General features: G+C 56.8%; 25 protein-coding genes. 16 read left to right on the top strand and 9 right to left on the bottom strand.

From position 1 onward, the window contains the following. The first annotated feature begins 84 nt into the window (after nt 1–84). On the top strand, nt 85–876 hold the full coding sequence (locus ABLV12_RS25890; protein WP_004102346.1) for a PhzF family phenazine biosynthesis protein: 792 nt from the start codon (nt 85–87) through the stop codon (nt 874–876). A 9-nt stretch (nt 877–885) separates the two neighbouring features. Continuing rightward, nucleotides 886–1701: a PhzF family phenazine biosynthesis protein gene (locus tag ABLV12_RS25885; protein WP_064372168.1), complete on the top strand. Its 816-nt coding sequence runs from the start codon at nt 886–888 to the stop codon at nt 1699–1701. A 125-nt stretch (nt 1702–1826) separates the two neighbouring features. On the opposite strand, the gene ABLV12_RS25880 is transcribed toward ABLV12_RS25885, so the two are convergent. The 6 genes from ABLV12_RS25880 to ABLV12_RS25855 form a co-directional block, all read right to left on the bottom strand. Further along, the gene (locus tag ABLV12_RS25880) at nt 1827–3107 is read right to left on the bottom strand and encodes an SLC13 family permease (protein ID WP_004113290.1); all 1281 of its coding nucleotides are present in this window, start codon (nt 3105–3107) and stop codon (nt 1827–1829) included. 19 nt (nt 3108–3126) lie between these two features. Next, entirely contained in the window at nt 3127–3597 is a 471-nt protein-coding gene (locus ABLV12_RS25875; protein WP_064395841.1) for a YhcH/YjgK/YiaL family protein, read from the bottom strand. Next, nucleotides 3594–4766 carry an exo-alpha-sialidase gene (locus ABLV12_RS25870; RefSeq protein ID WP_032728314.1) on the bottom strand — a complete coding sequence of 391 codons (1173 nt, stop codon included), beginning with the start codon at nt 4764–4766 and terminating at the stop codon, nt 3594–3596. Before ABLV12_RS25870 ends, ABLV12_RS25875 begins: the two co-directional genes overlap by 4 nt. A 29-nt stretch (nt 4767–4795) precedes the next feature. Further along, a complete protein-coding gene (locus tag ABLV12_RS25865; RefSeq protein ID WP_348867462.1) occupies nt 4796–5557 on the bottom strand; it encodes a TerC family protein in 762 nt (253 codons plus the stop codon). A gap of 111 nt (nt 5558–5668) precedes the next feature. Continuing rightward, nucleotides 5669–6553 carry a dihydrodipicolinate synthase family protein gene (locus ABLV12_RS25860; protein WP_032728313.1) on the bottom strand — a complete coding sequence of 295 codons (885 nt, stop codon included), beginning with the start codon at nt 6551–6553 and terminating at the stop codon, nt 5669–5671. Between the two features lie 18 nt (nt 6554–6571). After that, the gene (locus ABLV12_RS25855) at nt 6572–7717 is read right to left on the bottom strand and encodes an iron-containing alcohol dehydrogenase (RefSeq protein WP_348867461.1); all 1146 of its coding nucleotides are present in this window, start codon (nt 7715–7717) and stop codon (nt 6572–6574) included. Between the two features lie 176 nt (nt 7718–7893). Between ABLV12_RS25855 and ABLV12_RS25850 the strand changes: the two genes are divergently transcribed. From ABLV12_RS25850 to ABLV12_RS25840, 3 genes are read left to right on the top strand one after another with little or no spacing between them, the layout of a single operon-like run. Beyond that, on the top strand, nt 7894–9132 hold the full coding sequence (locus ABLV12_RS25850; RefSeq protein WP_348867464.1) for a four-carbon acid sugar kinase family protein: 1239 nt from the start codon (nt 7894–7896) through the stop codon (nt 9130–9132). After that, nucleotides 9125–10111, top strand: a complete 987-nt coding sequence (locus ABLV12_RS25845) for a D-threonate 4-phosphate dehydrogenase (protein WP_004102329.1) — start codon at nt 9125–9127, stop codon at nt 10109–10111. Before ABLV12_RS25850 ends, ABLV12_RS25845 begins: the two co-directional genes overlap by 8 nt. Nucleotide 10112: 1 nt before the next feature. Beyond that, nucleotides 10113–10874, top strand: coding sequence for a DeoR/GlpR family DNA-binding transcription regulator (locus ABLV12_RS25840; RefSeq protein ID WP_004102327.1), 762 nt, complete (start codon nt 10113–10115; stop codon nt 10872–10874). A 13-nt stretch (nt 10875–10887) separates the two neighbouring features. Here the strand turns inward: ABLV12_RS25840 and ABLV12_RS25835 are convergent, their stop codons facing one another. After that, complete coding sequence (locus tag ABLV12_RS25835; protein ID WP_004102319.1) at nt 10888–11832, bottom strand: L-lactate dehydrogenase; 945 nt, start codon at nt 11830–11832, stop codon at nt 10888–10890. 144 nt (nt 11833–11976) lie between these two features. Between ABLV12_RS25835 and ABLV12_RS25830 the strand changes: the two genes are divergently transcribed. Continuing rightward, nucleotides 11977–12459: a GNAT family N-acetyltransferase gene (locus ABLV12_RS25830; protein ID WP_004102318.1), complete on the top strand. Its 483-nt coding sequence runs from the start codon at nt 11977–11979 to the stop codon at nt 12457–12459. Here the strand turns inward: ABLV12_RS25830 and ABLV12_RS25825 are convergent. Then, nucleotides 12413–13291 (bottom strand): LysR family transcriptional regulator, encoded by an 879-nt coding sequence (locus ABLV12_RS25825; protein WP_004102317.1) that lies wholly within the window; start codon nt 13289–13291, stop codon nt 12413–12415. The two genes, ABLV12_RS25830 and ABLV12_RS25825, sit on opposite strands and share 47 nt — an antisense overlap. A gap of 105 nt (nt 13292–13396) precedes the next feature. Between ABLV12_RS25825 and sad the strand changes: the two genes are divergently transcribed. From sad to ABLV12_RS25790, 7 genes are all read left to right on the top strand, one after another. After that, a complete protein-coding gene (sad, locus tag ABLV12_RS25820) occupies nt 13397–14782 on the top strand; it encodes a succinate-semialdehyde dehydrogenase (RefSeq protein WP_064395854.1) in 1386 nt (461 codons plus the stop codon). A 202-nt stretch (nt 14783–14984) separates the two neighbouring features. After that, entirely contained in the window at nt 14985–15911 is a 927-nt protein-coding gene (gene glsB, locus ABLV12_RS25815) for a glutaminase B (RefSeq protein WP_348867460.1), read from the top strand. After that, nucleotides 15911–16285, top strand: coding sequence for a DUF4186 domain-containing protein (locus ABLV12_RS25810; RefSeq protein WP_004102313.1), 375 nt, complete (start codon nt 15911–15913; stop codon nt 16283–16285). Before glsB ends, ABLV12_RS25810 begins: the two co-directional genes overlap by 1 nt. A gap of 107 nt (nt 16286–16392) precedes the next feature. Further along, on the top strand, nt 16393–17805 hold the full coding sequence (locus ABLV12_RS25805) for a GGDEF domain-containing protein (RefSeq protein WP_064395856.1): 1413 nt from the start codon (nt 16393–16395) through the stop codon (nt 17803–17805). 91 nt (nt 17806–17896) lie between these two features. Then, on the top strand, nt 17897–18424 hold the full coding sequence (locus ABLV12_RS25800) for a GNAT family N-acetyltransferase (RefSeq protein ID WP_348867459.1): 528 nt from the start codon (nt 17897–17899) through the stop codon (nt 18422–18424). A 292-nt stretch (nt 18425–18716) separates the two neighbouring features. Further along, on the top strand, nt 18717–20168 hold the full coding sequence (locus ABLV12_RS25795) for a tagaturonate reductase (protein ID WP_348867458.1): 1452 nt from the start codon (nt 18717–18719) through the stop codon (nt 20166–20168). 325 nt (nt 20169–20493) lie between these two features. After that, nucleotides 20494–20934, top strand: coding sequence for a GNAT family N-acetyltransferase (locus ABLV12_RS25790; protein ID WP_064395858.1), 441 nt, complete (start codon nt 20494–20496; stop codon nt 20932–20934). A 249-nt stretch (nt 20935–21183) separates the two neighbouring features. On the opposite strand, the gene tam is transcribed toward ABLV12_RS25790, so the two are convergent. Next, entirely contained in the window at nt 21184–21936 is a 753-nt protein-coding gene (gene tam, locus ABLV12_RS25785) for a trans-aconitate 2-methyltransferase (protein WP_210669182.1), read from the bottom strand. Nucleotides 21937–22119: 183 nt separating this feature from the next. Between tam and ABLV12_RS25780 the strand changes: the two genes are divergently transcribed. From ABLV12_RS25780 to ABLV12_RS25770, 3 genes are all read left to right on the top strand, one after another. Then, on the top strand, nt 22120–22926 hold the full coding sequence (locus ABLV12_RS25780) for an MBL fold metallo-hydrolase (RefSeq protein WP_348867457.1): 807 nt from the start codon (nt 22120–22122) through the stop codon (nt 22924–22926). Between the two features lie 234 nt (nt 22927–23160). Further along, nucleotides 23161–23580: a hypothetical protein gene (locus ABLV12_RS25775; RefSeq protein WP_048257961.1), complete on the top strand. Its 420-nt coding sequence runs from the start codon at nt 23161–23163 to the stop codon at nt 23578–23580. 73 nt (nt 23581–23653) lie between these two features. Beyond that, nucleotides 23654–24022, top strand: coding sequence for a copper-binding protein (locus tag ABLV12_RS25770; protein ID WP_004113246.1), 369 nt, complete (start codon nt 23654–23656; stop codon nt 24020–24022). The last annotated feature ends 9 nt before the right edge of the window (nt 24023–24031 follow it).

The following is a 24031-nucleotide window of genomic DNA, read 5'->3' as shown; positions in this document are numbered from 1 at the left end:
CGGATTAATTTTCTTATAAAAGGTGTGCAATTATCCCGTTTATGTCATGTTATCGATAAGTAAAAAAGATGAAGGGACCAAACGATGCAGGAAATTAATTTTTATCTGGTCGATGCGTTCAGCGACCATAGCTTTGGCGGCAACGCAGCGGCGGTTTGCCCGCTCACCGAATGGCTGCCGGACGAAACGTTGCTGAAAATGGCGCAACAGCATAATCAGTCGGAGACGGCGTTTTTCGTCCGCACCGATGAAGGATACGAGCTGCGCTGGTTTACCACGCTGGATGAGATCAACCTTTGCGGCCATGCGACGCTGGCGGCATCGCACGTGATTTTTGAATATTTCGATCACCCGTCATCAACGATTGTCTTTAGCACCCGTTTTGTTGGCGAGCTTCGCGTCACGCGCAGCGGCGACTGGCTGACCCTGGATTTCCCGGCCTGGGCGACGACCGCCGTTGAGCAGCCGCCTGCGGAACTGCTGGCCGGGCTCGGACTGCGCGAAGCGCAGGAGATACGCGTGGCGCGCGATTATCTGGTGATTCTGGCCAACCGCCAGCAGGTGGAAGCCGTGCGCCCGGATATGCAGAGACTCCAGCGCCTCGGTAAAATGATCTGTATCAGCGCTGCGGATGAAGAGTATGACTTTGTCAGCCGTTTCTTCTGCCCGGGCGAGGCGGTGGCGGAAGATCCGGTGACCGGTTCGACCCACAGCATGCTGATTCCCTACTGGGGCGAAAAGCTCGGCAAAACGGAGATGCAGGCGCGGCAGGTTTCGGCCCGCGGCGGCGATCTGCGCTGCCAGTGGCGGGGCGAGCGGGTTCTGATCGGCGGTCAGGCGACGACCTATTTAATCGGCACGATTACGCTGCGTTAAGGAGGCCGGGTGACGGAAATCCCTTTTTATCTGGTGGCGGCTTTCAGCGACCAGCCTTTTGCCGGCAATCCGGCGGCGGTATGCCTGCTTAAAGAGTGGCTGCCGGATGCGCTGCTGCTTAACATGGCGCAGCAGCACAACCAGTCGGAAACCGCGTTCGTGGTGCCAGAAAGCGATGGTTTTGCGCTTCGCTGGTTTACCACCCGCAACGAGGTCAATCTCTGCGGCCACGCTACGCTTGCCAGCGCGCATGTGATATTTCATCACCTGGATTATCCTGACGCGGTCATTCACTTCGCGACCGCTTCCGGTCGCCTGACCGTGAGCCGTGAAGGCGAGTGGCTGACGCTGGATTTCCCGGCGGGAGAAACGCAGGAGGGTGAGCCGCCCGCCGCGATGCTCTCCGCGCTGGGTATTGATAGCTATCTGCACGCGGGTAAGGGACGCGCATGGCTTATCGAGCTGGCCTCTCGCGACCTGCTAGAAGCCCTGCGGCCGAATATTACCGCGATGATCCCGGGTGAGCATAAAGTTACCGTTACCGCCGCAGGCAGCGGCGAATATGACTTCGTCAGCCGCTTTTTCTCCCCGGGAGAAGCGGTGTGGGAAGATCCGGTAACCGGTTCTGCGCATACCATGTTGATCCCCTACTGGCGTGCGAAGCTGGGCAAAACCCAGATGCTGGCGCGGCAGGTTTCCGCGCGCGGCGGTGATATTCGCTGCGAGCTAAAGGGCGAGCGGGTATTAATGAGCGGCCAGGCGGTAACCTATTTAAATGGCGTAATCACGCTACGTGAAATAACGTCAGGCGAGTACGCAAAATAAAAAGGGATCGGCAATAAACCTGCCGATCCCTTATCCATCCCCGCGTGTTGGGCAAACGTCTCCTGCGTACTCCACGAAAAACCAGAGCCACTATCGGGTCAGACCAGAACAGATTGAAGAGAAAACTACATCGGGAATATCACAATCGCGCCGACGCACAGTGCCAGAATCCGTATTAAGTACATCGGCACCGAGAATATCCAGAATTCCGGTAATTTATATTTCCCCATTCCCAGAATCATTGCCGGCATACCGTCAATCGGCATATAGCCACCGTTCCAGCCAGAAATGACCACCGCAATCGCGGCTGCGGTAGGGTTGAGGCCGAGGCTGGTACAGGCGGCGATCGCGATCGGCGCGAAGATATACACCGAGCCCATGTTCGACCCGGTAAAGGTTGAGCAGGTGCTGGTCAGTAGCGCAAAGATAAAAATAAACACGAAGGGCGATACGTTTGCGCCGAGCACGCCTGCCACCGCATCGCCGACCATTGCCGTGAAGCCCGTGCCTGCCAGCGCATCGGCGACGCCGATCACCCCGGCCATCATCAGGATAACCGGCGCGCCCATATGATCGCGAACCTCTTTGAAGTCGACAACGTTAATCATCATCACGAAGGCAGCGGCGAGACCCGGTACGACATAGGCGATGTTGCCTAACTGGTTCATCAGCATCATACCCACGACGCTGAACGCAAAGGCGCCAACGGTGCAATACTCTTTCCATGCGGGCAGCACCACGGCTTCCTCTTCGCGTACCGCCATCGCTTCCTCGGAGGCATCGGCGATCGGGTGATCGGGTAAAAAGCGATACGCAACCAGGCACCAGGCCAAAAAGGCCAGCGACATCACCAGATTGACCAGAGCAAATTTCACCATTGAAATCTCCTCGTTGAAACCGGCGGTTTGCAGTACCGTGGCGGTGACGCCAAACAGCAGCGCGACGTTAACCGGGAACAGAGGATGATTGGTGGCGAATCCCAGCGGCATCATCAGCTTTGAGGTCGGCAGCTTCTTGCTGTAGGGGATGGTCGAAACCAGTGACAGAATCAGCACGTAGTAGCCGGTTGAACCGGTACCCGCCAGGCTGGCGCCAATCATGACAATCACCAGTAGCAGCGCGTAGCTTTTATAGCTGCCTTTATTTACCAGATTAACCATCGCCGATTTTACGTTACCGATCAGCCGCGTTTTCTGCAGCGCCGCCATCACCACCATAAAGCCGGCGATCATAATGACGCTTGAGTTAACAAACCCGGCAAAGGCCTGCTGAACGTTGGAGAGCCCTGTCACAACCAATAGCAGACAGGCGAGCAGCGGCGGTGCGCCAAACGCCATTTTGTCTGACATAATAAGAACTATCATTAGCACCAGAATGCCCAGCGCCAGAATCATTTCCATTGTCATTGTTATTTCTCCTTCTTATTTACCCTTCCAGCATGTCGCTCGGCACTTTAAATACGGCTTTGCGTACCGTTGACGGCACGTCTACCGCGCACAGCGCCTGATGGGGTTCGCCGGGCAGAAATATCGCAAAATCACCGGGATACAGGGTGATGGATACCGGCAACGGGCTATCGCGGGCGATAAACAGATCCGGCTTGCGCTCTTCATCGCTATCCTGCGCGACGCAGAGCATTCCGGCGTTAATCACCTCGCAGCCCGCCAGCATCACCTGAATATCGGCCCACTGATGGTGATATTCGGTGTGCCGCTGGGCGGTCGGCTGGGTATGCGCTTCGCCGATATTGCAATACCAGCGACAGTTTTCCGGCTGCCAGCGGCCGTCCGGCCTGCCGCTCAGCGCCGCTAGCGAGGCTTGCGGAAGGGAGAGGATCTGCCGCAGCGCCGGGGGAAGCCCTGCCAGCGGCAGGGCGTTAAGGTTGCCGACGATCATCGTGCGGACTCCTTCACCCACTCGGGCGAAACGTGCACGTATTTAATCGCCTGGCGGAACCAGGTGTAGGCAATGTGCAGCGTGCCGTCCGCCCCTTGTTTGATACTCGGGTAGGAGAACTCGCGATTGCGCTTATCCAGCGAGTTATTGGTCATGCAGTAGCCGTCGCCTTCATCGAGGTTGCGCTGCCATGGCCAGGTTTTACCGCCGTCGGCGGAGATGGCTACGGTCATCGGCGCGCGCGGCGCTCCCCAGAAGGCCGAACGCCCGCTGGTCACTTCCGGCTCTTTACGGCTGTTATCGCCATCGTCGATTTCGTCGTAAAGCGATGCCCGGCGTTCCCGCGCGCCGGCGGCGCTCATGTGGTTAAAGACCAGCGCCAGTTCGCCGCTGGCGAGGGTAGTCACCTGAATAGATGAGTTGTTATTGGGCAGTTCAGTCGGTTCAGGCACTGACCAGCTTTCGCCGTTATCGACGGACTGACTGTAGTAGATATTGTCGGCCCAACGGCTGCGGAACAGCGCAACCAGCGTGCCGCCCGGCAGCGCGGTGATGTTCATATGTACGCAGCCCAGGCTTTGCGGGACTTCGACGTCGCGCCAGGTTTTGCCGCAATCGGAGGAGATTTTGACGGCGCTGATATCGTCGTTGCCAACCCATTTTTCACCCGGTTGAGTGCGGCAGTAGAAGACCGGCAGCAGCCAGTTGCCGTTGTCGAGGACGGTGATCGGCTGGCGAATAAAGGTGCCGGGCTTATCGAGCAGGGTGGCAATCTCGCCCCAGGTTTGACCCAGATCCGTTGACTGGCGATAGCGCACGATGGCGGTATCCTGGTTGCCGGAGATCTGCGCGGTCCACAGCAGCCATAGCACGTTATCCGGCGCCAGAAACAGCACCGGGTTTTGCTCGGAACGGCTGGCGTCATCAGACAATTTGACCGCATCGCTCCACTGGCGGCTCCCGGGCAGCAGACGCGATCCCCAAACGGAGATGTCGGCAACGCCTTCCTGGGTACCGCCGAACCAGACGCACATCAGGGAGCCGTCCGGCAGCGGCAGCAGGTTTGCCGCATGGTTTTGCGGGCAGGATGACGGTAACATCGCGGTTTCGACCCGCGCGTCCTGTTCATGCTGATTAATGATTCCGTCACGAATTGCGGTTACAGACATATTCATACTCCGTTATTTTCAGTAGGGTTCTATTTGTTTAGCTGTAATGAGTCGTAAGCTTCTGCGGGCTGCGAAGCCTTAATGATTTTTTTATTACGAATAATATTGAGCGTTTCCACCGCCAGCGAAAAGAAAATGGCAAAATAGAGATAACCTTTTGCAATGTGTATCTCCAGACTATCCGCGACCAGTAATATCCCCACCAGCAACAAAAAGGTTAAAGCGAGCATTTTCATCGTTGGTGTGTTATTGACAAAATCGCCAATGGTCTTTGCCGCGAACATCATAATGCCAACAGCAATAATGACTGCCGTAATCATAATGAAAATATGTTGCGACAAACCGACTGCGGTAATAACTGAATCCAGGCTAAAGACAATATCCAGCAGCATAATCTGGACAACCGCGCCCGCCAGCGAAAGCTGACGCAGTCCGCCGCCGTGCGACTCTTCTTCCAGCTGCAGTTCACCGCGTATCTCCTGCAGTGACTTGTAAATAAGGAAACAACCACCGACAAATAAAATGATAGTGCGCACCGATACGACAAAATGCGCAATAGTAAACAGCGGCACCGTTATATGCGCCAGCCAGGCAATAGATACCAGCAATAGCACGCGCATAACCATTGCGCCGCTTAATCCCAACTTACGCGCAACATTTTGTTGATGCGGTGGCAGTTTGGCCACTACCAGCGAGAGAAAGATAATATTATCGACCCCGAGAATAATCTCCAGAAAGGTGAGCGTTACCAGCGTCAACCATATTTCAGGGTCAAGCATCCATATAAACATTGAAACATCCCTTACGCTACGTAAGACGTTATATATAAAATATTAAATATTGCCGGCACTGATTTTTGCTTACACCAGTGCCGGAAATTTAATTAACTATTTCCGCTATCGTCAGGAAATATATTTGGCAATAATTTGATTAATTTCCGCGCACTGCGCCGAGGTGAAGCTCACCGCGTAGCGACTGTCGCCAACATCGTGGCCCATCAGCTGCAGCGCTTTTTTTACCGCCGCCGGCGAGAACGCAACTTTATAAAGATCGGTGCGCAGACCGGTGACGCTCTCCTGAGCCTGGCGGGAGCCCTCAACATTGCCCGCTTTAAAATTTGCCCAGATGGCGTTGATCTCTTTTGGCGCGACGTTTGCCAGCCCGGAAATACAGGCGGAGCAGCCATCAACAAAACCCTGGTGTATCAGCGAATCAGGGCCGTTCAGCACGTCAAAATCGGCGATATCCCGGACCGCATCGAGGAAACCCTTCAGGCTTTCGTAGCTGCCGGCGCTGTCTTTGACGCCGATAATGTTCGGATGCTGCGCCAGCGCGCGCGCGGTTTGCGGTTCAATGGTGTTGCCGGTGCGCGCCGGGATGTTGTAGAGAAATACCGGTACGCTCAGGGCGTCAGCAATGGCGGTATAGTGGGCGATCAGCTCATCCTGCTTTAGCGGCACAAACCAGGGGGTAATCACGGAGACCGCGTCAACGCCCAGTTGTTCGATCTGTTGACCCAGGCGGATCGTTTCGCGAGTTGACACTTCGCCAATATGCGCCACCACCGGCGCCCGACCGGCAACTTCATCCACGCAGGCTTTAGCGACGGCGATTTTTTCCGCTTCATTCAGCACAAAGAATTCGCCGTTGGTACCGCCGCAAAAAATAGCGTTGCCCGCGGCGAGCTGGCGCTGTACCTGCTGCCTTAGCGCCGGGATATTCACGGCTCCCTCTGCGGTAAAAGGCGTGACGATGGCGGTCAGAACGCCGGTAATTGAATTGCTCATTTCATCTCTTCCCTGGTGTTATTGTGCGGGGAACAGGGTGCGGTAAACCGCTTCAACCTGATCCTGGTTAACGCTGCATGGCGCATTATTCAGTAAACGCTTGACGTTCAGCGCCGCTTCGCTCAGTTCGCTGATGCTCTCTGGCGGTACGCCCAGCGCGGCAAGGTTATCGGGCAGTTGCAGGCGTTTCACCAGCGCGGCGAGCCAGGCGACCAGCGCATGGGATTTCTCTTCTTCGCTAAGCGTCAGGTCGGCTTCAGGGAGCAGATCCCAGACCTGGGCAAATTTCGCCACCGCGTGTGGGCGCACCACCTTCATACAAGGCGCCAGCAAAATGGCGTTAGCCACGCCGTGCGGCAGGTGATATTTGCCGCCTAACGGATAGGAAAGGGCATGAACCAGATGAGTGCCCGCATGGTTAATAGCCACACCGCCATAATAAGAGGCCCACAGCATCTCCAGCTTCGCCGCCAGATTGTGCGGCTCGCTCACCGATAGCTCGATGTTGCGCACCAGCTTGCGCAGGCCAATCAGCGCCGCGTTATCGCTAACCGGATTGGCAACGGTCGAAGTAAAGCACTCAATAAGATGACACAGCGCGTCAATGCCGGTAGAGGAGGCGATATGCGCGGGCATGCTGGTGGTTAATTCCGGCAGCAGGGCAACATAATCCGGCAGCAGAACCGGGGAGATAATTCCCACCTTCGTATTCTGTTCCGGGATCGCCAGGATCGCGTTCGGCGTGGCTTCGGAACCGGTGCCGGCAGTGGCGGGAATTAATAACGAGGTCACCTTTTGCTGCGGCTTTTCGCCGGCCAGCAGTGCCTCAAGCCCCGGCGAGTCGGGATGCAGCAGAACCGAGAGCAGCTTGGCCATATCCAGAACGCTACCGCCGCCAATCCCGACAATTAGCTCCGGCTGGTTAGCGCTGACGAGGCGCAGAATTTGCGTCATATCATGCTGGCTTGGCTCTGCGGGTACGGAATCAACGATCTGAACCTGACGCCCTTCGTCTTCCAGAAGCGTACGGATCTGCCGTGCGGCATCGAGTTTGCCAACGTTGGCATCGGTGACCAGCAAAATGCGCTGTTTGCCGGTCAGCAGCGGTAGCAGGGCGGTAAACGCGCCCGCGCCGCTAATCAGGGTGCTGTTAATGGTTGCCACTTCTTTCTCCTGTCTTATGGATGATTAAACTTAATCATCTATTGTTCGGGTCACTCACATTGTGGGATGAAGTTATAATTTATAGCGAGATTTAATAACTTGAGCTTGCTCACATTTAATCAATTGTGATTGAATATAATCATTATCAATTTCGAACAGCTTGAAAAGGGAACATGATGGGCAGCGGCGATAACAAGGTGCTGGTTCTGGCGGATGACTTTACCGGCGCAAATGACGCGGGAGTCAGCCTGGCGGAGACGGGGATGCGGGCGGAAGTGGCGTTTAGCGCCAGCTACCAGGGAGAGGCGCAGGCGCTAATCCTCAATAGCGACAGCCGCGCGCAGCCCGCCGCAGAGGCGGCACGGCGCATCACGCATCTTTTACAGGCGGTGTTGCCGCGTTTTCAGCCGCGCTGGACGGTGAAAAAAATCGACTCCACGCTGCGCGGCAATCTCGGCGCCGAGCTGGAAGCAACGATGCACGCGCTGAACTGCGCCGTAGCGGTTCTGGCGCCGGCTTTTCCGGCGGCTGGCCGGGTGACGCGCCGGGGGCTGTGCTATGTGCACGGCTCGCCGGTGAATGAAACCGAGTTCGCGACCGACCCGAAAACGCCGGTCAGCAGCGCGGATATCGCCGCCGTGGTCGCCCAACAAAGCGATTTGCTGTGCCGTAGGACAACGGTCCCCGGGCTGGCGGCAGAGCTGGAACAAGCGGTTGAGACGCCGCGGGTGCTGATCGTCGATGCCGAAGAAAACCAGCAGCTGGACGCCATTATCGCCACGGTCGCTCTGTGCGAGCAGCGGGTGCTGCTGGTGGGGTCTGCGGGGCTATGCGACGCCCTGGCGCGTCGGCTGGCGACTATGCCGCACGGCCCGCTGCTGGCGGTGGTCGGTTCAATGAGCGAAATCGCGCAACAGCAGGTTGCCCGTCTTAATGAGCATCCGCGCGTCCGGCGGGTCGACATTGATGTGGCTATGGCCTTTGACGGCGATGCCGCCCTTGATGCCCGGCGTATCGTGGCGGTATTGAGCGAAAATAATCATTGCGTTATCACCACCCGACCCGATAGCGAGGCGCGAAAGGCGGTTGAAGCCTTGTGTCGTCGGCATGGGGTCGATCGCACCGCCCTTGGCGAGCGCATCTGCGCATACCTGGCGCGGGTCAGCGCGCTGGCCATCGCGCAGAGCCAGCCGGGAGCGCTCTATTTATCCGGCGGCGACGTGGCGATCGCCGTAGCGCAGGCGCTGGACGCCAGCGGATTTCATATTACAGGCCGGGTGGCGCAATGCGTGCCGTTCGGCAATTTTCTGGGTAGTAGCTGGCAGCGGCCGGTAATGACCAAGGCAGGCGGATTCGGAACGGAAACCACCCTGCTGGAGGTTGTGAATTTTATTGAGGAGAAAATGAGTGACTAACATCATTGCGGTAACGATGGGAGACCCGGCAGGCATTGGCCCGGAAATTATTATCAAATCGCTGGTTGAGGGGAAACTCAACGGCGCGCCGGTCGTGGTGGTGGGCTGCGCGCAGACGCTGCGGCGGATCCTGGCGATGGGGATAACCCCGCCCGCCGAGCTGCGTATCATTGATCGTCCGGAACAGGCGCAGTTCAGCGCGGGCACGATTAACGTTATCGACGAGCCGCTGGCCGATCCGCAAGGACTGCGCGCGGGGGAAGTGCAGGCGCAGGCGGGGGATTTAGCTTACCGCTGCATCAAGCGAGCGACCGCGCTGGCGATGGCGGGGGAAGTGTTTGCGATCGCTACCGCGCCGCTCAATAAAGAAGCGCTGCATCTGGCCGGGCACAACTTCCCGGGACATACCGAAATGCTCGCCCATCTGACGCAAACCAAAGATTTTGCGATGGTGTTATATACCGATAAGCTCAAAGTGATCCATATCTCTACCCACGTGGCGCTGCGAAAATTCCTTGATAATCTGAACCAGCCGCGAGTTGAAACGGTGATCGGCATCGCCGATAGCTTCCTGCGCCGGGTGGGTTTCACTAATCCGCGCATTGCCGTTGCCGGAGTGAACCCTCACGCCGGGGAAAACGGTCTGTTTGGCGATGAAGAGATTCGTATCGTAGGTCCGGCCGTTGAAGCGATGAAGGCCAGAGGGCTCAACGTGACCGGGCCATGCCCGCCGGACACGGTATTTATGCAGTGTCACGAAGGTCTGTTTGATATGGTGGTCGCGATGTATCACGATCAGGGGCATATTCCGCTAAAATTACTTGGATTTTATGATGGGGTAAATATTACCGCCGGACTGCCGTTTATCCGCACTTCCGCAGACCACGGCACGGCGTTTGATATTGCCTGGACAGGTAAAGCTAAGTCTGACAGCATGGCAACCTCTATTGAGCTCGCCATGCAAATCGCACAGGAATAACATGAAGGGATATAACCGGTTAGAGCAGATTATGGATTTTCTGAAGAGCCATAATCTGGTGACAGTGGACCAGCTGGTGGCGGCGACTCACGCCTCGCCGGCGACGATTCGCCGCGACCTGATTAAGCTCGATCAGGAAGGGGTCATCAGCCGTACCCACGGCGGCGTCACGCTCAACCGGTTTATTCCTTCACAGCCCACCACCCAGGAGAAGTCCCAGCGCAGTCTGCAGGAAAAATACGCCATCGCCAGCGCGGCGGCGGCGTTAGTCAAGGCCGGGGACGCCATCGTCCTCGATGCCGGAACCACGATGATCGAACTTGCCCGGCAGATAACCCACTTGCCGCTGCGGGTGATCACCAGCGATCTGCATATCGCCCTGTTTCTCTCGGAATTTAAGCAAATTGAAGTTACCATCATCGGCGGACGCATCGACGACAGCAGCCAGTCCTGCATCGGCGATCACGGACGCCGCCTGCTGCAAAATATCTGGCCCGATCTGGCCTTCGTCAGCTGCAACGGCTGGGATCTGGAGAAGGGCGTAACCTCGCCAACGGAAGAAAAAGCGGCGCTGAAGCGGGATTTAATCGCGAACGCCCGGCGGCGCATTCTGCTGGCGGACAGCTCAAAATACGGCGCCTGGTCGCTGTTTAACATCACCCATCTTGACTCGCTCACCGATATCATCACCGATAATCATCTGCCGGAAGAGACGCGTGAACTGCTGGGGCATATCCATCCCCGGCTGATCATTGCCGACTAGCCGGGAAAGCGGGTTACGGTAGGCGGGCGATATTGGCTTTAATCACTTCCACAGAGCGGCGGAACTTCTCTGCTTCATCATCGGCCAGCTGCAGCTCAATGATCTGCTGTACGCCGCTTTGGGTAAGCACCGCGGGTACGCCTGCCGCCGCGCCGGTGATGCCGTACTCGCCATCCAGAATGCACGATACCGCCAGCGCACGATGGCTGCCGGTGAAAATATGGCGGCAGATTTCGGCGATAGTCCCGGCGACGCCGTATTCGGTGCAGCCTTTACCGGCGTAAATTTCAAATCCCAGCCTGCGCACCTTTTCCGCAATCCGCTCCCGGTCGAGAATTTGACCAGTATGCTTTTGGTACACATCGCCGATGGCGGCGCCGTAAACCGCTGAGTGCGACCAGACCGGAAACTGGGTGTCGCCATGCTCGCCGAGAATAAAGGCGTCGATGCTCTGCGCGCCGATATCCAGCTCCTGAGCCAGCACTCTGCGCAGGCGCGTGGTATCCAGCCAGACGCCGGTACCCAGCACCTGGCTGCGCGGCAGACCTGAAAGCCGCCATACCTGCCAGGTGATGATGTCGCAGGGGTTGGTGGCAATCAAAAAAATACCGTTGAAACCGCCGCTCATCATTTGCGGAATGAGGCTTTTTACAATTGTCGCCGTGTTGGTCAGTTCGTCCAGTCGAGTCTGGCCCGGTTTGAGCGCGCCGCCGGAAACGGTGAGCACCGCAATATCAACATCGGCGCAGTCGCTGGCTTCCCGCGAGGAAATCGTCATCATCCCCGGCATGTAGGCCGCCGCATCGCTCAGGTCCTGGGCGTGCGCTTCGGCGCGGGCTTTATTCAGGTCCACGAGGATTAACTCCTCGCAAATATTCTGATTCAACAGGGCATAGGCCGCAGAGGCGCCGACGTTGCCTGCCCCGATAATCATGACCTTGCGCGCTTTGGTATTCATGGTTTGTTCCTGATAAATGTCGTCATGACGCAAAATTACTGCCACTTTAGGGGGAAGCGCAAGCGAGGTGTGAAGCGATAAGTTAATGCTATGGCCGCCTGCGAGACGCTCCGCGCTAAAGTATGGTCAAAAAGGAGCTTCTCTATGTACACAATCACCCCAACCCCGCAAAACCACCCGGATCTGATGGCCTTAATTGCCGAACTGGACGCGTATCAGCAGACGCTCTATCCGGCGGAGAGCAACCATTTGATCGACCTGAGCGCGCTACCGGCGGAGTCGGTTATTGCGCTTCTTATTCGCGATACGCAGCGCCAGGCCGTCGGCTGCGGGGCGATCGTGCTCGGCGAAGAGGGGGTTGGCGAGATGAAAAGGGTGTTTATTCACCCGGCCCATCGCGGGCAGCAACTGGGAGAACGACTGCTGGCCGCGCTGGAGGAAGAGGCGATAAATCGCGAATGCCATACCGTGCGCCTGGAAACGGGCATCCATCAGCACGCCGCCGTTGCGTTATATACGCGCAATGGTTACCAGACCCGCAGCGCCTTTGCGCCGTATCAGCCGGATCCGTTAAGCATCTTTATGGAGAAGATGCTGCTTGCCGATCTTCGTTCAGCAGCGCTATAAACGCGTCGAGCTGACGGGTTTTCGCCCCCCGCCGCCAGACCAGCCAGGTGGTCAGCCAGCGCCACTCTTCCGCCAGCGGCCAGGCGGAAACCTGCTGATGGCCCGGCATGCTCTCCAGCATACTGCGTGGGATCAGCGCCAGACCGGCGCCGGCAATGACGCAAGCCAGCATCCCGTGGTAGGACTCCATTTCATGGATGCGTCCCGGCGTGGCGCGATCGGCATGAAACCAGCTTTCAAAATGGCGGCGGTAGGAGCAGTTGGCGCGAAACGCATAGACGCTGGCGCCATTCACTTCACTGGCGCGCGCAATGGGCGGGTGGCCAAAGGGCGCGACGATCATCATCTCTTCGGGAAATACCGGTAACCCCTCAAGCCCCGGATGCACCAGCGGGCCGTCAACAAACGCCGCGCTCAGGTTTCCCTCCAGGACGCCGTCGATCATGGTGCCGGAAGGGCCGGTGGAGAGGGCCAGATGAATTTTGGGGTAACGTTGATTAAAGTGCGCCAGGGTTGGTGAAATGCGCACGGCGGCGGTACTTTCCAGCGAGCCGAGGGAAAACAGCCCCTGAGGTTCATCTCCGGCGACCACCATTCTCGCCTCATCTACCAGGGCGAGGATCTGCTGGCTATAGCGTAAAAAGCTATGCCCGGCAGGCGACAGGCGCAGACGCTGGTTTTCGCGAATAAACAGCTCTACGCCGAGATCCGCCTCCAGCTGGCGAATGCGCGTGGTCAGGTTCGACGGCACGCGATGCACCTTCTGCGCGGCCTGGGTAATACTGCCGGTGCTGGCGACGGCGTTAAACATTTCAAGCTGGGTCAGGTCCATGGCATTCTTCTTTTGTGAACAGGTTGCTTAATATTATTCATTTTTAATGAAGGGTAGGGTAAGCCAGAATAAGGTCACTTCGCAATCAACACAGAGAGATTAACGATGAATGTATCTGCCACTCATGCGGTTTCCGTGAACCCGACCACAGGTGAAACCATATCGTCTCTGCCCTGGGCGAGCGAACAAGAAGTTGATTCGGCCGTTGCCCTTGCGGAACAAGCTTATCGTCAGTGGCGCAACGTTAGCGTTGCGGAACGCGCGGTAGCGCTGCGTCATGTCGGTAACGCGATGCGCGCGCGCGGCGAAGCGCTGGCGCAAATGATTAGCCTGGAGATGGGAAAACCGATCGCTCAGGCGCGCGGGGAAGTCGCGAAATCGGCAAATCTCTGCGACTGGTATGCCGAGCACGGACCAGCGATGCTCAAAACCGAAGCGACGCTGGTTGAAGATAATAAAGCGGTCATTGAGTACCGGCCGATGGGCGCTATCCTCGCCATCATGCCCTGGAATTTCCCGGTGTGGCAGGTGCTTCGCGGCGCGGTACCGATTCTGCTGGCGGGCAACAGCTATCTGCTTAAGCATGCGCCAAACGTACTGGGAAGCGCGGCGATGATCGGTGAAATCTTTGCCGCAGCCGGCGTTCCGGCCGGGGTGTTTGGCTGGGTGAATGCCACCAACGATAGCGTTTCGCAGATGATCAACGATTCGCGTATCGCCGCCGTGACCGTTACCGGCAGCGTGCGGGCCGGGAAGGCGATTGGCGCGCAGGCCGGCGCGGCGTTGAAAAAATGCGTCCTGGAGCTGGGCGGTTCGGATCCGTTTATCGTGCTCAACGATGCCGACCTCGACGAGGCGGTGAAAGCGGCGGTGATCGGCCGCTACCAGAACACCGGGCAGGTCTGCGCCGCGGCGAAGCGTTTTATCGTCGAGGCGGGCATTGCCGAGGCCTTTACGCAGAAATTTGTCGCCGCCGTCGCCGCGCTCAAAATGGGCGATCCGCGCGATGAACAGAACTACATCGGGCCGATGGCGCGTTTCGATCTGCGCGATGAGCTGCATGAGCAGGTGCGCGCGACCTTAAAAGAAGGAGCGACCCTGCTGCTGGGCGCGGAAAAAATCGCCGGCGCGGGCAACTACTATGCGCCGACGGTGCTGGGCAACGTCACCGCTGAGATGACCGGCTTCCGCCAGGAGCTGTTTGGCCCGGTGGCGACAATTACCGAAGCTCGCGATGCCGACCACGCGCTGGCGCTGGCGAACGATAGCGAGTTTGGCCTTTCTGCAACGGTATATACCACCAGCGAAGCACAGGCCCAACGCTTTGCCGATGAGCTGGAGTGCGGCGGCGTGTTTATTAACGGCTACTGCGCCAGCGATGCCCGCGTGGCGTTCGGCGGCGTGAAGAAAAGCGGATTTGGCCGCGAGCTCTCCCATTTTGGTCTGCATGAATTCTGCAACGTGCAGACCGTCTGGAGAGATCGCCGCTAGACTGCGGAAAAATCCCCGGGTTGCGGCTAACGCCTGACCCGGGCTACCGATTCGTGCGATTTGCCGGTTTGGTCGCCCTGACAGGCCCCGCTGACGAGCGACCCTTCACCCTGGCGATGCAGGAGTAACAAAGAGGCTGTTTCTTCGCGACAGGTGCGCCTATAATTACCGCCCGAATTTTGATGTTGGCAAGGAGCCGCGCGTGGCGACGGTAATTAATAACGCAATGCTCGATGCCATTCTGGCTGAAGTCAGGCCGCTGATTGGCCGCGGTAAAGTGGCGGACTATATTCCTGCCCTGGCCAGGGTCAGCGGCGATAAGCTCGGCGTGGCAATCTGTACGGTGGACGGTCAGCACTGCAGCGCCGGTGACGCCCACGAGCGTTTCTCGATTCAATCTATCTCCAAAGTCCTCAGTCTGGTGGTGGCGATGAACCACTATCAGGAAGAGGAGATCTGGCAGCGGGTGGGTAAAGATCCCTCCGGCCAGCCTTTTAATTCGCTGTTGCAGCTGGAAATTGAGCAAGGCAAACCGCGTAACCCGTTTATTAACGCCGGGGCGCTGGTGGTCTGCGATATGCTGCAAAGCCGTCTTAGCGCGCCCCGTCAGCGGATGCTGGAAATCGTGCGGCGCCTGAGCGGGGTGAGCGATATTGCCTACGATCCGGTGGTCGCCCGCTCGGAGTTCGATCATTCGGCGCGTAATGCCGCCATTGCCTGGTTAATGAAATCCTTCGGCAACTTTCACAACGATGTTGCCACGGTACTGCAAAACTATTTTCACTACTGTTCGCTGGAGATGAGCTGCGTAGAGCTGGCGCGTACCTTTCTGTTCCTTGCCGACCGGGGTATCGCCCCGCATCTTGCGACGCCGATTATCGCGCCGATTCAGTCGCGGCAGGTCAACGCTTTGATGATGACCAGCGGCATGTACCAGAACGCCGGTGAGTTTGCCTGGCGCGTCGGTTTACCGGCGAAATCCGGCGTCGGCGGCGGGATTGTGGCCATCGTTCCGCAGGAGATGGCGATTGCGGTCTGGAGCCCCGAGCTCGATGACGCCGGGAACTCGCTGGCCGGGATCGCTTTACTGGAAAAACTGACGCAAAAACTGGGGAGGTCGGTATTCTGATGGTGCCCATAGAAAATCTGTTCGCCCGCCTGCAGCGTTCCACTTTTCGCTCCCGCTTTCGCCTCGGCGTAAAGGAACGGCAGTATTGCTATGATAAGGGGGCGGAAGTTATCGACCAGCACGCGGCGGATTTTATCGCCAGGCGCCTGGCTCCGGCGCAAATTCCTAACGATGGCAAACAGACTCCGATGCGCGGACACCCGGTATTCATCGCCCAGCACGCCACCGCGACCTGCTGCCGCGGCTGCCTGGAAAAGTGGCACGCTATCCCTCGGGGGCGGGGCCTCAGCGAGGCAGAACAGCGCTACGTGGTGCAGGTGATCCACCACTGGCTGGTGATCCAGATGAACTCGCCGGACCGCGGCAGAGCGTAATTCATCGGGCGTCGGTATATGCCTGATAATTATTCTCATGATATGATGAACCGCTAACTAATTATTAACATAATAATTGCCTGAAACAATTAGACGGATAATCATGAATGTCTCCACTGTCGATTCGGTCATTCACGCTGTTTCGTGAGGAACAACCCGTGCGTGATGCGCTGGTGTTGTTCACTTTAACGCTACTCCTGCATTTCTTTGGCGCGATGCTGCGTCTGGTACAAGAACTGTCGTTTTTCTGGCCGCTGAATGCGGTAATGGCGGGGATTTTTGCGCGTTATATCTGGCTAAATCGCAGTTATTTTTACGCCATCTGTTTTGCCGCCATGCTGGTATATGACGGTTTAACCTCGCGCTGGGGGATGGGCTTCGCCTCCTTCCTGATCAACTTCTCCAATCTCGTTTTTATTGTCACTCTGGCGCAGCTCATTTTATGGGACAAGCGCCGGACGGATTCGATGCCGGGACCGATTAATGCGCTTAGCCTGTTTTGCTACTGCCTGCTGGCGGCGCTGCTCTGCGCCGCCGTGGGCGCGCTGGGGTCGGTAGATGTCGAGCGCGCAACGTTTATCCCGCAGCTGGCGGACTGGTTTAGCGAACAGTTCTCAACCGCCGTGCTGATCCTGCCGTTTATCTTGACCCTCACGCTCCCGTCGGCGTTCGGGCGTTTTCGCCTGCGCCAGCTGCTGCCGGCGATTGCGCTGGTGCTGTCGATTGTGCTCGGCGTAGCGGTTGGCGGCGCCGGGAGCATCACCTTCCCGTTACCGGCGCTGATCTGGTGCGCTATTCGCTACCCGCTGCCGCTGACCTGTCTGCTGACCTTTATTACCGGCATTAGCGAAATTCTGCTGGTGGCGAACTCGCTTATCCACCTTTCGCCCGATAGCCGGATGCAGCCGTGGCAGCTGTTTTCGACGCGTCTGGGGATCGCTGCGATGCTGATAAGCCCCGTTATCGTCGCTTCCAGCGTTGAGGCGATTAATAATCTGGTCAAACAGCTGGCCCTGCGTGCCGACTTTGACTTCCAGACTCGGGTCTATTCCCGCTCTGGGTTAAGCGAAGCGCTGAAGCGCCAGCCGATCGCGGAAAATACGCTGCTAACGGTGATGGTGCTGGATATCGACGGCTTCAAGCAGGTCAACGATCGCTGGGGACATGAATGCGGCGACTGTATGCTGGCCCAGTTTGCGCAGCAGGTGCGGCAGCTGGTGGGAGAAGAGGGCATAGTCGCGCGTATCGGCGGGGAAGAGTTTGCCGTCGCAGCGCTGACCTCATCCGGTCAGGAAGCGCGGCTGCTGGCAGAAAAAATTCGCCAGGGCATTGAAGCGCAAACTTTCACCTGGGGACAGAGCAAAATCCAGCTGACTATCAGCATGGGGCTCGAGAGCCAGCCGCTTGGCGCCGCCAGAATTACGGATCTGTTCAACCAGCTGCTGATGGCTGCCGACGATTATATGATTCAGGCGAAAAATGCCGGGCGCAATCGTATTTTTACGCAAAAGATGGCCTGAATCCTACGATAAGAAAATACGATGATAGATTTACTTGTGTTAAATATAAGTTAAAAAATATAGTGATGTGGTCAATTTCAAGGAGTTACCGATGACCACATCCTTTTCTCTGCGCACGCTGTCGCGTGACGATATTCTCGAACATCTTCCTGAATTAACCGATATCCTCGTCAGCTGCGTCAACGGCGGGGCCTCGGTGAGCTTTATGCTGCCTTTCGCCCCTGAAACCGCGACGGCGTTCTGGCTGCGAATGGCGCAGAGCGTGGCAGCCGGGGAGCGGGTCGTCATCGCCGCGGCGGATGAGCAGCAGCGGCTCGTTGGCACGGTGCAGCTCATTATCGACCAGCCGGAAAACCAACCGCACCGCGCCGACGTCGCTAAACTTCTGGTTCACCAAAATGCGCGTCGCCTGGGCCTGGCGAATGCGCTGATGGCCACGCTGGAAGCGATCGCGCGCGAGCAGGGCAAGAGCGTTCTGGTGCTGGATACGGCGACCGGCAGCGGAGCCGAGAATTTTTACGTGCAATGCGGTTGGGAAAAGGCCGGGGAAATTCCCCGCTATGCGCTGATGCCGGACGGCGAACTGACGGCGACATCGCTGTTCTATAAACTTTTGTAATCTCATCATATACTGCAACCTGCCTCATTCACACGCCCCGGCAGCTGAGTTGATAAGCCGCCGGGGCTTGTCTCCCTCGCCGCGTTACCCGGCCATGTCTTCGCTCCGACTATTGCCCGACTAAACGCTGTGCAAACGGTTCACCGTTTTGTCGTGCAGAGAGAAATATTTCGGCGACAAATTTGATATTGCATACAGCTTTGATCAAAACGGGGTTTCACCTGGCTAAAAACCTGATAACTTATTGGACCAATTACTCAGGTTGTATGACTACTCTATGAGGGAACCCATTGTGAAAACACTAAACCGTCGCGATTTCCCGGGCGCGCAGTACCCTGAACGTATCATTCAGTTTGGCGAAGGCAACTTCCTGCGCGCGTTTATCGACTGGCAGATCGATCTGCTGAACGAGCATACCGACCTGAATTCCGGCGTGGTGATCGTGCGTCCGATTGAGAGCGCATTCCCGCCGTCTCTCAGCACCCAGGACGGCCTCTATACCACGATTGTTCGCGGCCTGAATGAGAAGGGCGAATCGGTGAGCGATGCGCGTCTGATTCGATCGGTAAATCGTGAAATCAGCGCCTATGCCGATTATGAGGAGCTGCTGCGTCTGGCGCATAATCCGGATATGCGCTTTGTGTTTTCCAATACCACTGAGGCCGGGATCAGCTACCACGCCGGCGACCGCTTTGACGATGCGCCAGCGGTAAGCTATCCGGCAAAACTGACTCGCCTGCTGTTTGAACGCTACAGCCACTTCTCCGGCGCGGCGGATAAAGGTTGGGTGATCATTCCCTGCGAGCTGATTGATTACAATGGCGAGGCGCTGCGTGAACTGGTGCTGCGCTATGCCCAGGAGTGGGCGCTGCCGGAAGCATTTATCACCTGGCTGGATGAGGCGAACGCCTTCTGTTCTACGCTCGTAGACCGTATAGTGACCGGCTATCCGCGTGATGAAGCCGCGCAGATTGAAGAACAGCTGGGGTATAAAGACGGTTTCCTCGATACCGCTGAACATTTCTACCTGTTTGTTATTCAGGGGCCGAAGTCCCTGGCCGCAGAGCTGCGTCTGGATAAGCTGCCGCTTAACGTCCTGATCGTGGACGATATTAAGCCGTATAAAGAGCGTAAAGTGGCGATTCTTAACGGCGCGCATACCGCGCTGGTGCCGGTCGCCTTCCAGGCGGGTCTCGATACCGTGGGCGAGGCGATGAACGATAAGGAAATCTGCGCTTTCGTTGAGAAAGCGATTTACCAGGAGATCATTCCTGTTCTCGACCTGCCGCGCGATGAGCTGGAGTCCTTCGCCAGTGCGGTCACCGGCCGTTTCCGCAACCCGTATATTAAGCATCAGCTGTTGTCTATCGCGCTTAATGGCATGACCAAATATCGCACCCGCATTCTGCCGCAGCTGTTGGCGGCGCAGAAGAAAGAGGGCAAGCTCCCGTCGCGCCTGACCTTCGCACTGGCAGCGCTGATCGCGTTTTATCGCGGCGAACGTAACGGTGAGAGCTATCCGGTTCAGGATGATGCTGAATGGATGGAGCGCTACAAGGCGCTATGGGCTCAACATCGGGATGCGCAAATCACCACCGGCGAGCTGGTAAAAGCCGTACTGTCCGTTGAATCCCACTGGGAGCAGGACCTGAGCAAAGTTTCAGGCCTGGTCGAGCAGGTGACGCAGGATCTGGATGCGATTCTGCGCGACGGCATGCGCGCCGCCGTTCAGCCGCTGTGCTGATATAGCGCAGGGCGCCGCCCGACGAGCAGATAAGGACGGATTATTGGCCAGATAAGCTGCCAGCCGCCGTCCGCTCGTCATCCGGGCGCAACGCCTGAGCAGAATTAGCATTAATTTCAACCCGGCCACCGCCGGGTTATTTTTGAACCTTAATTAGTTACAACATACTTTTAGTTTTTTCTTTCACGCAGGTCTGGCAGATCGTGCAAAATGGGTCCGGCAACAAAGGTGGGGCAATTAAGAGAAAAAGATGAATTGTGTGCCGGGCGCTTGAACTAATTATTGCACCGGAAAATAATGCCTTATCCAAACGAGGAGTCGGCCCATGGTCATTGAGATTCGCGAACCCGATCGGCAGGATAAAGCACAGTGGTTATCGCTTTGGCAGGGTTATACCCGTTTCTACGGTAGCCCGCAGCCAGCGGAGGTCACAGAACACACCTGGCAGCGGATGCTCGATGCCGCTTCGCCGATGCTGGGTCGTTTCGCGGTGGTGGATGGCAATGTGGTGGGCTTTGCGATTTGTATCCTCCACGAAGGAACATGGGTTAAGACGCCCATTTGCTATCTGGAAGATCTGTTTGTCGCCCCGCAGATGCGCGGGCAAGGCATCGCCAGAACCTTAATACAGGCGCTGCAAACGGAAGGAAAAGAAAAAGGGTGGTCGCGCTTGTACTGGCACACTCGCACCGACAATCCGGCCCGGCGTCTGTATGATGAATTCACGCCAGCCGATGACTATGTTCGTTACCGCGTGACGCTCTGACAATCTGAGATTAAGAAGTTGTTAAGCTTTTCCCTGTAAAACAGGGGAAACGGCTCAGGAGAAACAAATATGGAAAAACGCATAGAAACGGTGGTGAATTTAATCATGTTTCTTTCGCTGTTGGCCACCGCGTGGGATCTCTCCCTGGTTCATCACCTTGCCTGGTAAATCAGACCCTACGGCGCTCGCTCCTGACGCCGTAGTATTCTCGTTCTGACTCCCTCTATTCCTTTACTTTCAGCCGCCGGGCTAACGGCGCGCGACGATAAACAGGCGCGGAAATAATAACAATACCTTTCCGTTACACTGTAACGGATAGTGCCGCTTCAACTCTTCCAGATAGCGCTTGAGAAACGCTGCGCGCTGCGGCTCATCAAGTGGCTGTAAAAATGGTCTCAGGCCCGTTGACTGCAGCCATTCGATAATGGCCTGATGCGATGCCAGCGGGTGATAGTAGGTGGTGCGCCAGATATCCACCTCGCAGCCGCAGGCAGTGAGCATATCATAATACTCCTGTACCTCTGGCAGCGGATGCCGTCCGCTGGCCGGGTGCCCAAGCTCTTCTGCAACCTGACGCATCAGGGTATGGGACGGCTCCTGCCAGTTAACGGGCATCTGCACCGCCAGTACGCCGTTTTCTGCAAGATTGCTCACCAGAAAAGGGAACAGCCGCTGATGATCCGGGAGCCATTGCAGCGAAGCATTGGCGTATATCAGATCCGCCGGACGCTCCGGGCGATAAGCGGCAATATCCGCATCAACGAACCCACAGTCCGGCAACCTTTGTGAGGCCTCTTCCAGCATTGCCGGGGAATTATCAATGCCGATAATCGTCGCGTCCGGCCAGGCATCTTGCAGCAGAGCGGTGCTGTTGCCTGGCCCGCAGCCTAAATCAACGGCCAGCGTCACGGGATAATGGGCAATGCGCGCAAGAAGCTCGGCGGCGGGCCGCGTTCGCTCAGCGCCAAATTGCAAATAGAGTGAGGGATTCCAGTCTGCCATAGTACGCTCCGGTTGCGAGAAACTCGCCCAACAGCATAGACGGCAATGCGTATCTGGCAAAGCAGCAAGATCGGATGAGCTATATTGTGACGTTGTCACTTATACATGTGCCGGGCGGGTCACGGTACTTATGTAGACAACAGGCTAGAGTATGCGCGCAATTCTCTGGTCAATGGGTATGAAATGGCTTTAATCATTAAGATGTTACTTGAGAACCGGCTTGGTAAGGACAAGGATAAACTGTTGCAGGTGAAACCTGGGCTAAGCCTTGTTGTTGAGGATGAAACCTGCCGGGTTCTGTTTGATACCGGCCCTGACGGCAGCTTTTTGCATAATGCGCAGCGCATGGGGGTCTCTTTATCTAACCTGACCGCCACGATACTTTCTCACGGTCATTATGACCACTGCGGCGGCGTGCCGTGGCTGCCGGACAATAGCCGTATTATTTGCCATCCGCAGGTCGGGCAAACGCGCTATTCGGCGTTATCGATCGGCGGGCATCGCGTAAAGCTCAAAAAGCTGTCGCGAGAGATCGACTATTCCCGTCACCGCATGGAATACAGCCGCCAGCCGCTGGCTATCAGCGAGCGGCTGATGTGGTCAGGTGAGATCGCGGTTGCCAGGCCGCGAGCTTATGGCGTGCTGGCGGGGCCATCCCCAGCGGAGGATTATATTGCCGATGAGGGCGTACTGATTTACCGCTCGACGCGAGGCTTAATCATTATTTGCGGCTGCGGACATCGCGGCTTGATCAATACCCTTCGCCACTGTCAGAAGGTTACCGGCGTCCAACAGATATACGCCATCATCGGCGGACTTCATCTGCGCCGCGCGCCGCCGTGGAGAATACGCCAGATAAGGCAATTTTTGCACCAGCAGAAGGTGGAGAAAGTGATGGCCTGCCATTGTACCGGTTCGTGGGGACGCTGGTGGTTATCGGCGGATAGTACCCTGGCGACCGGCGATACGTTAGTACTGGATCAGGGATGACGTGTATGACTGCTGATTACATATAAATAACACTTTGGCTATTTATTAAATACATCGACGCCGCGCTATACACCTTCCCCCTGGGGGAAGGTCAAACGTTAATTTTGCGATGACGTGTAAATATTTATCGAGAAACTTCATTCTATTTAACTCGCGGTTTTAATTATGTAATAGCGTTTAATTCTTTGGGCGGGTGTGCTTTAATTCAGCGGTCGTCCTATTGCGAATATTACTATGATTCAGTCACTACAGGCATTATTCAAACAAGCCACCCGACGCCGGCTTCGCATCCGCGCCGGGCTTGTTATTGCCTGTTGGCTGCTACTCAATCTACAGCTTGCCGTCGCGGCGCACCACGGCGGCCAGCAGCAGCCGGTCGCGCCGCAGGTGCAAATTCATCACATCGTTGATGGCATGATGACCATGTCCGGCATGGATAACGTCGGGCAGAAAGTCATCTGTGAGAAACACTGCGACCCCGACACTGCGCAACCTAATACCTCCACCTCTCTACAGCTGAATGCATTGCCCGCCGAAACCACCCTGCTGGTGGTTTCGCCGCAGCAGGAGATTTGCGCTGAACGTATGGACTGGCACACGCCGCCGGTCACCGGTCCGCCGGCTGAAATACGTTTCTGCCGTTTCAGAGAATAACGCTCCGTTAAAAAACATCCATCAGAACTGCCCGTTCTGCGGGCGACTTTATGTTTTTTTCGGAGTAATAATTATGCGTTCGACCTCTATTTTTCTGCTTTTTACCAGCGTTCTGACCTTTTCTTTCACCGCATTTTCCGCCAGCGCGGAAGATGGCGCGATGCATCAGCATAATATGTCCGCGATGGCGGAAATGCCGGGGATGAATAAGCCCGAGAATACCGCCGCGCTTTATTCGGCAAGCGGGGTGATTAAAGCCTGGCGCGACGATGCGGTGGTGATTGCCCATTCTCCGGTTCCCGGGCTGAACTGGCCGGCGATGACGATGAGCTTTGCGCTCGATGGACATCAAGATAAAAAGCTGCCGGTGGGACAGCAGGTCGATTTCACCTTCCGCCAGACCGACTCCGGCTACGCGCTCGTTTCGATTACCGCGCAATAATTCCGGAGT

The sequence above is a fragment of the Klebsiella sp. CN_Kp100 genome (assembly GCF_040065315.1).
Classification (GTDB): domain Bacteria; phylum Pseudomonadota; class Gammaproteobacteria; order Enterobacterales; family Enterobacteriaceae; genus Klebsiella; species Klebsiella oxytoca.
Note: the sequence above shows the minus strand (reverse complement) of the source record. Positions and strands in the feature narration are given on the sequence as shown.

Excerpts from the sequence above, each read along its gene's own strand:
- ABLV12_RS25890 (WP_004102346.1), top strand. The coding sequence starts at position 85 with ATGCAGGAAATTAATTTTTATCTGGTCGATGCGTTCAGCGACCATAGC.
- ABLV12_RS25880 (WP_004113290.1), bottom strand. The coding sequence starts at position 3,107 with ATGACAATGGAAATGATTCTGGCGCTGGGCATTCTGGTGCTAATGATA.
- ABLV12_RS25875 (WP_064395841.1), bottom strand. The coding sequence starts at position 3,597 with ATGATCGTCGGCAACCTTAACGCCCTGCCGCTGGCAGGGCTTCCCCCG.
- ABLV12_RS25870 (WP_032728314.1), bottom strand. The coding sequence starts at position 4,766 with ATGTCTGTAACCGCAATTCGTGACGGAATCATTAATCAGCATGAACAG.
- ABLV12_RS25865 (WP_348867462.1), bottom strand. The coding sequence starts at position 5,557 with ATGTTTATATGGATGCTTGACCCTGAAATATGGTTGACGCTGGTAACG.
- ABLV12_RS25860 (WP_032728313.1), bottom strand. The coding sequence starts at position 6,553 with ATGAGCAATTCAATTACCGGCGTTCTGACCGCCATCGTCACGCCTTTT.
- ABLV12_RS25850 (WP_348867464.1), top strand. The coding sequence starts at position 7,894 with ATGGGCAGCGGCGATAACAAGGTGCTGGTTCTGGCGGATGACTTTACC.
- ABLV12_RS25840 (WP_004102327.1), top strand. The coding sequence starts at position 10,113 with ATGAAGGGATATAACCGGTTAGAGCAGATTATGGATTTTCTGAAGAGC.
- ABLV12_RS25835 (WP_004102319.1), bottom strand. The coding sequence starts at position 11,832 with ATGAATACCAAAGCGCGCAAGGTCATGATTATCGGGGCAGGCAACGTC.
- ABLV12_RS25830 (WP_004102318.1), top strand. The coding sequence starts at position 11,977 with ATGTACACAATCACCCCAACCCCGCAAAACCACCCGGATCTGATGGCC.
- ABLV12_RS25825 (WP_004102317.1), bottom strand. The coding sequence starts at position 13,291 with ATGGACCTGACCCAGCTTGAAATGTTTAACGCCGTCGCCAGCACCGGC.
- sad (WP_064395854.1), top strand. The coding sequence starts at position 13,397 with ATGAATGTATCTGCCACTCATGCGGTTTCCGTGAACCCGACCACAGGT.
- ABLV12_RS25810 (WP_004102313.1), top strand. The coding sequence starts at position 15,911 with ATGGTGCCCATAGAAAATCTGTTCGCCCGCCTGCAGCGTTCCACTTTT.
- ABLV12_RS25805 (WP_064395856.1), top strand. The coding sequence starts at position 16,393 with ATGTCTCCACTGTCGATTCGGTCATTCACGCTGTTTCGTGAGGAACAA.
- ABLV12_RS25800 (WP_348867459.1), top strand. The coding sequence starts at position 17,897 with ATGACCACATCCTTTTCTCTGCGCACGCTGTCGCGTGACGATATTCTC.
- ABLV12_RS25790 (WP_064395858.1), top strand. The coding sequence starts at position 20,494 with ATGGTCATTGAGATTCGCGAACCCGATCGGCAGGATAAAGCACAGTGG.
- tam (WP_210669182.1), bottom strand. The coding sequence starts at position 21,936 with ATGGCAGACTGGAATCCCTCACTCTATTTGCAATTTGGCGCTGAGCGA.
- ABLV12_RS25780 (WP_348867457.1), top strand. The coding sequence starts at position 22,120 with ATGGCTTTAATCATTAAGATGTTACTTGAGAACCGGCTTGGTAAGGAC.
- ABLV12_RS25775 (WP_048257961.1), top strand. The coding sequence starts at position 23,161 with ATGATTCAGTCACTACAGGCATTATTCAAACAAGCCACCCGACGCCGG.
- ABLV12_RS25770 (WP_004113246.1), top strand. The coding sequence starts at position 23,654 with ATGCGTTCGACCTCTATTTTTCTGCTTTTTACCAGCGTTCTGACCTTT.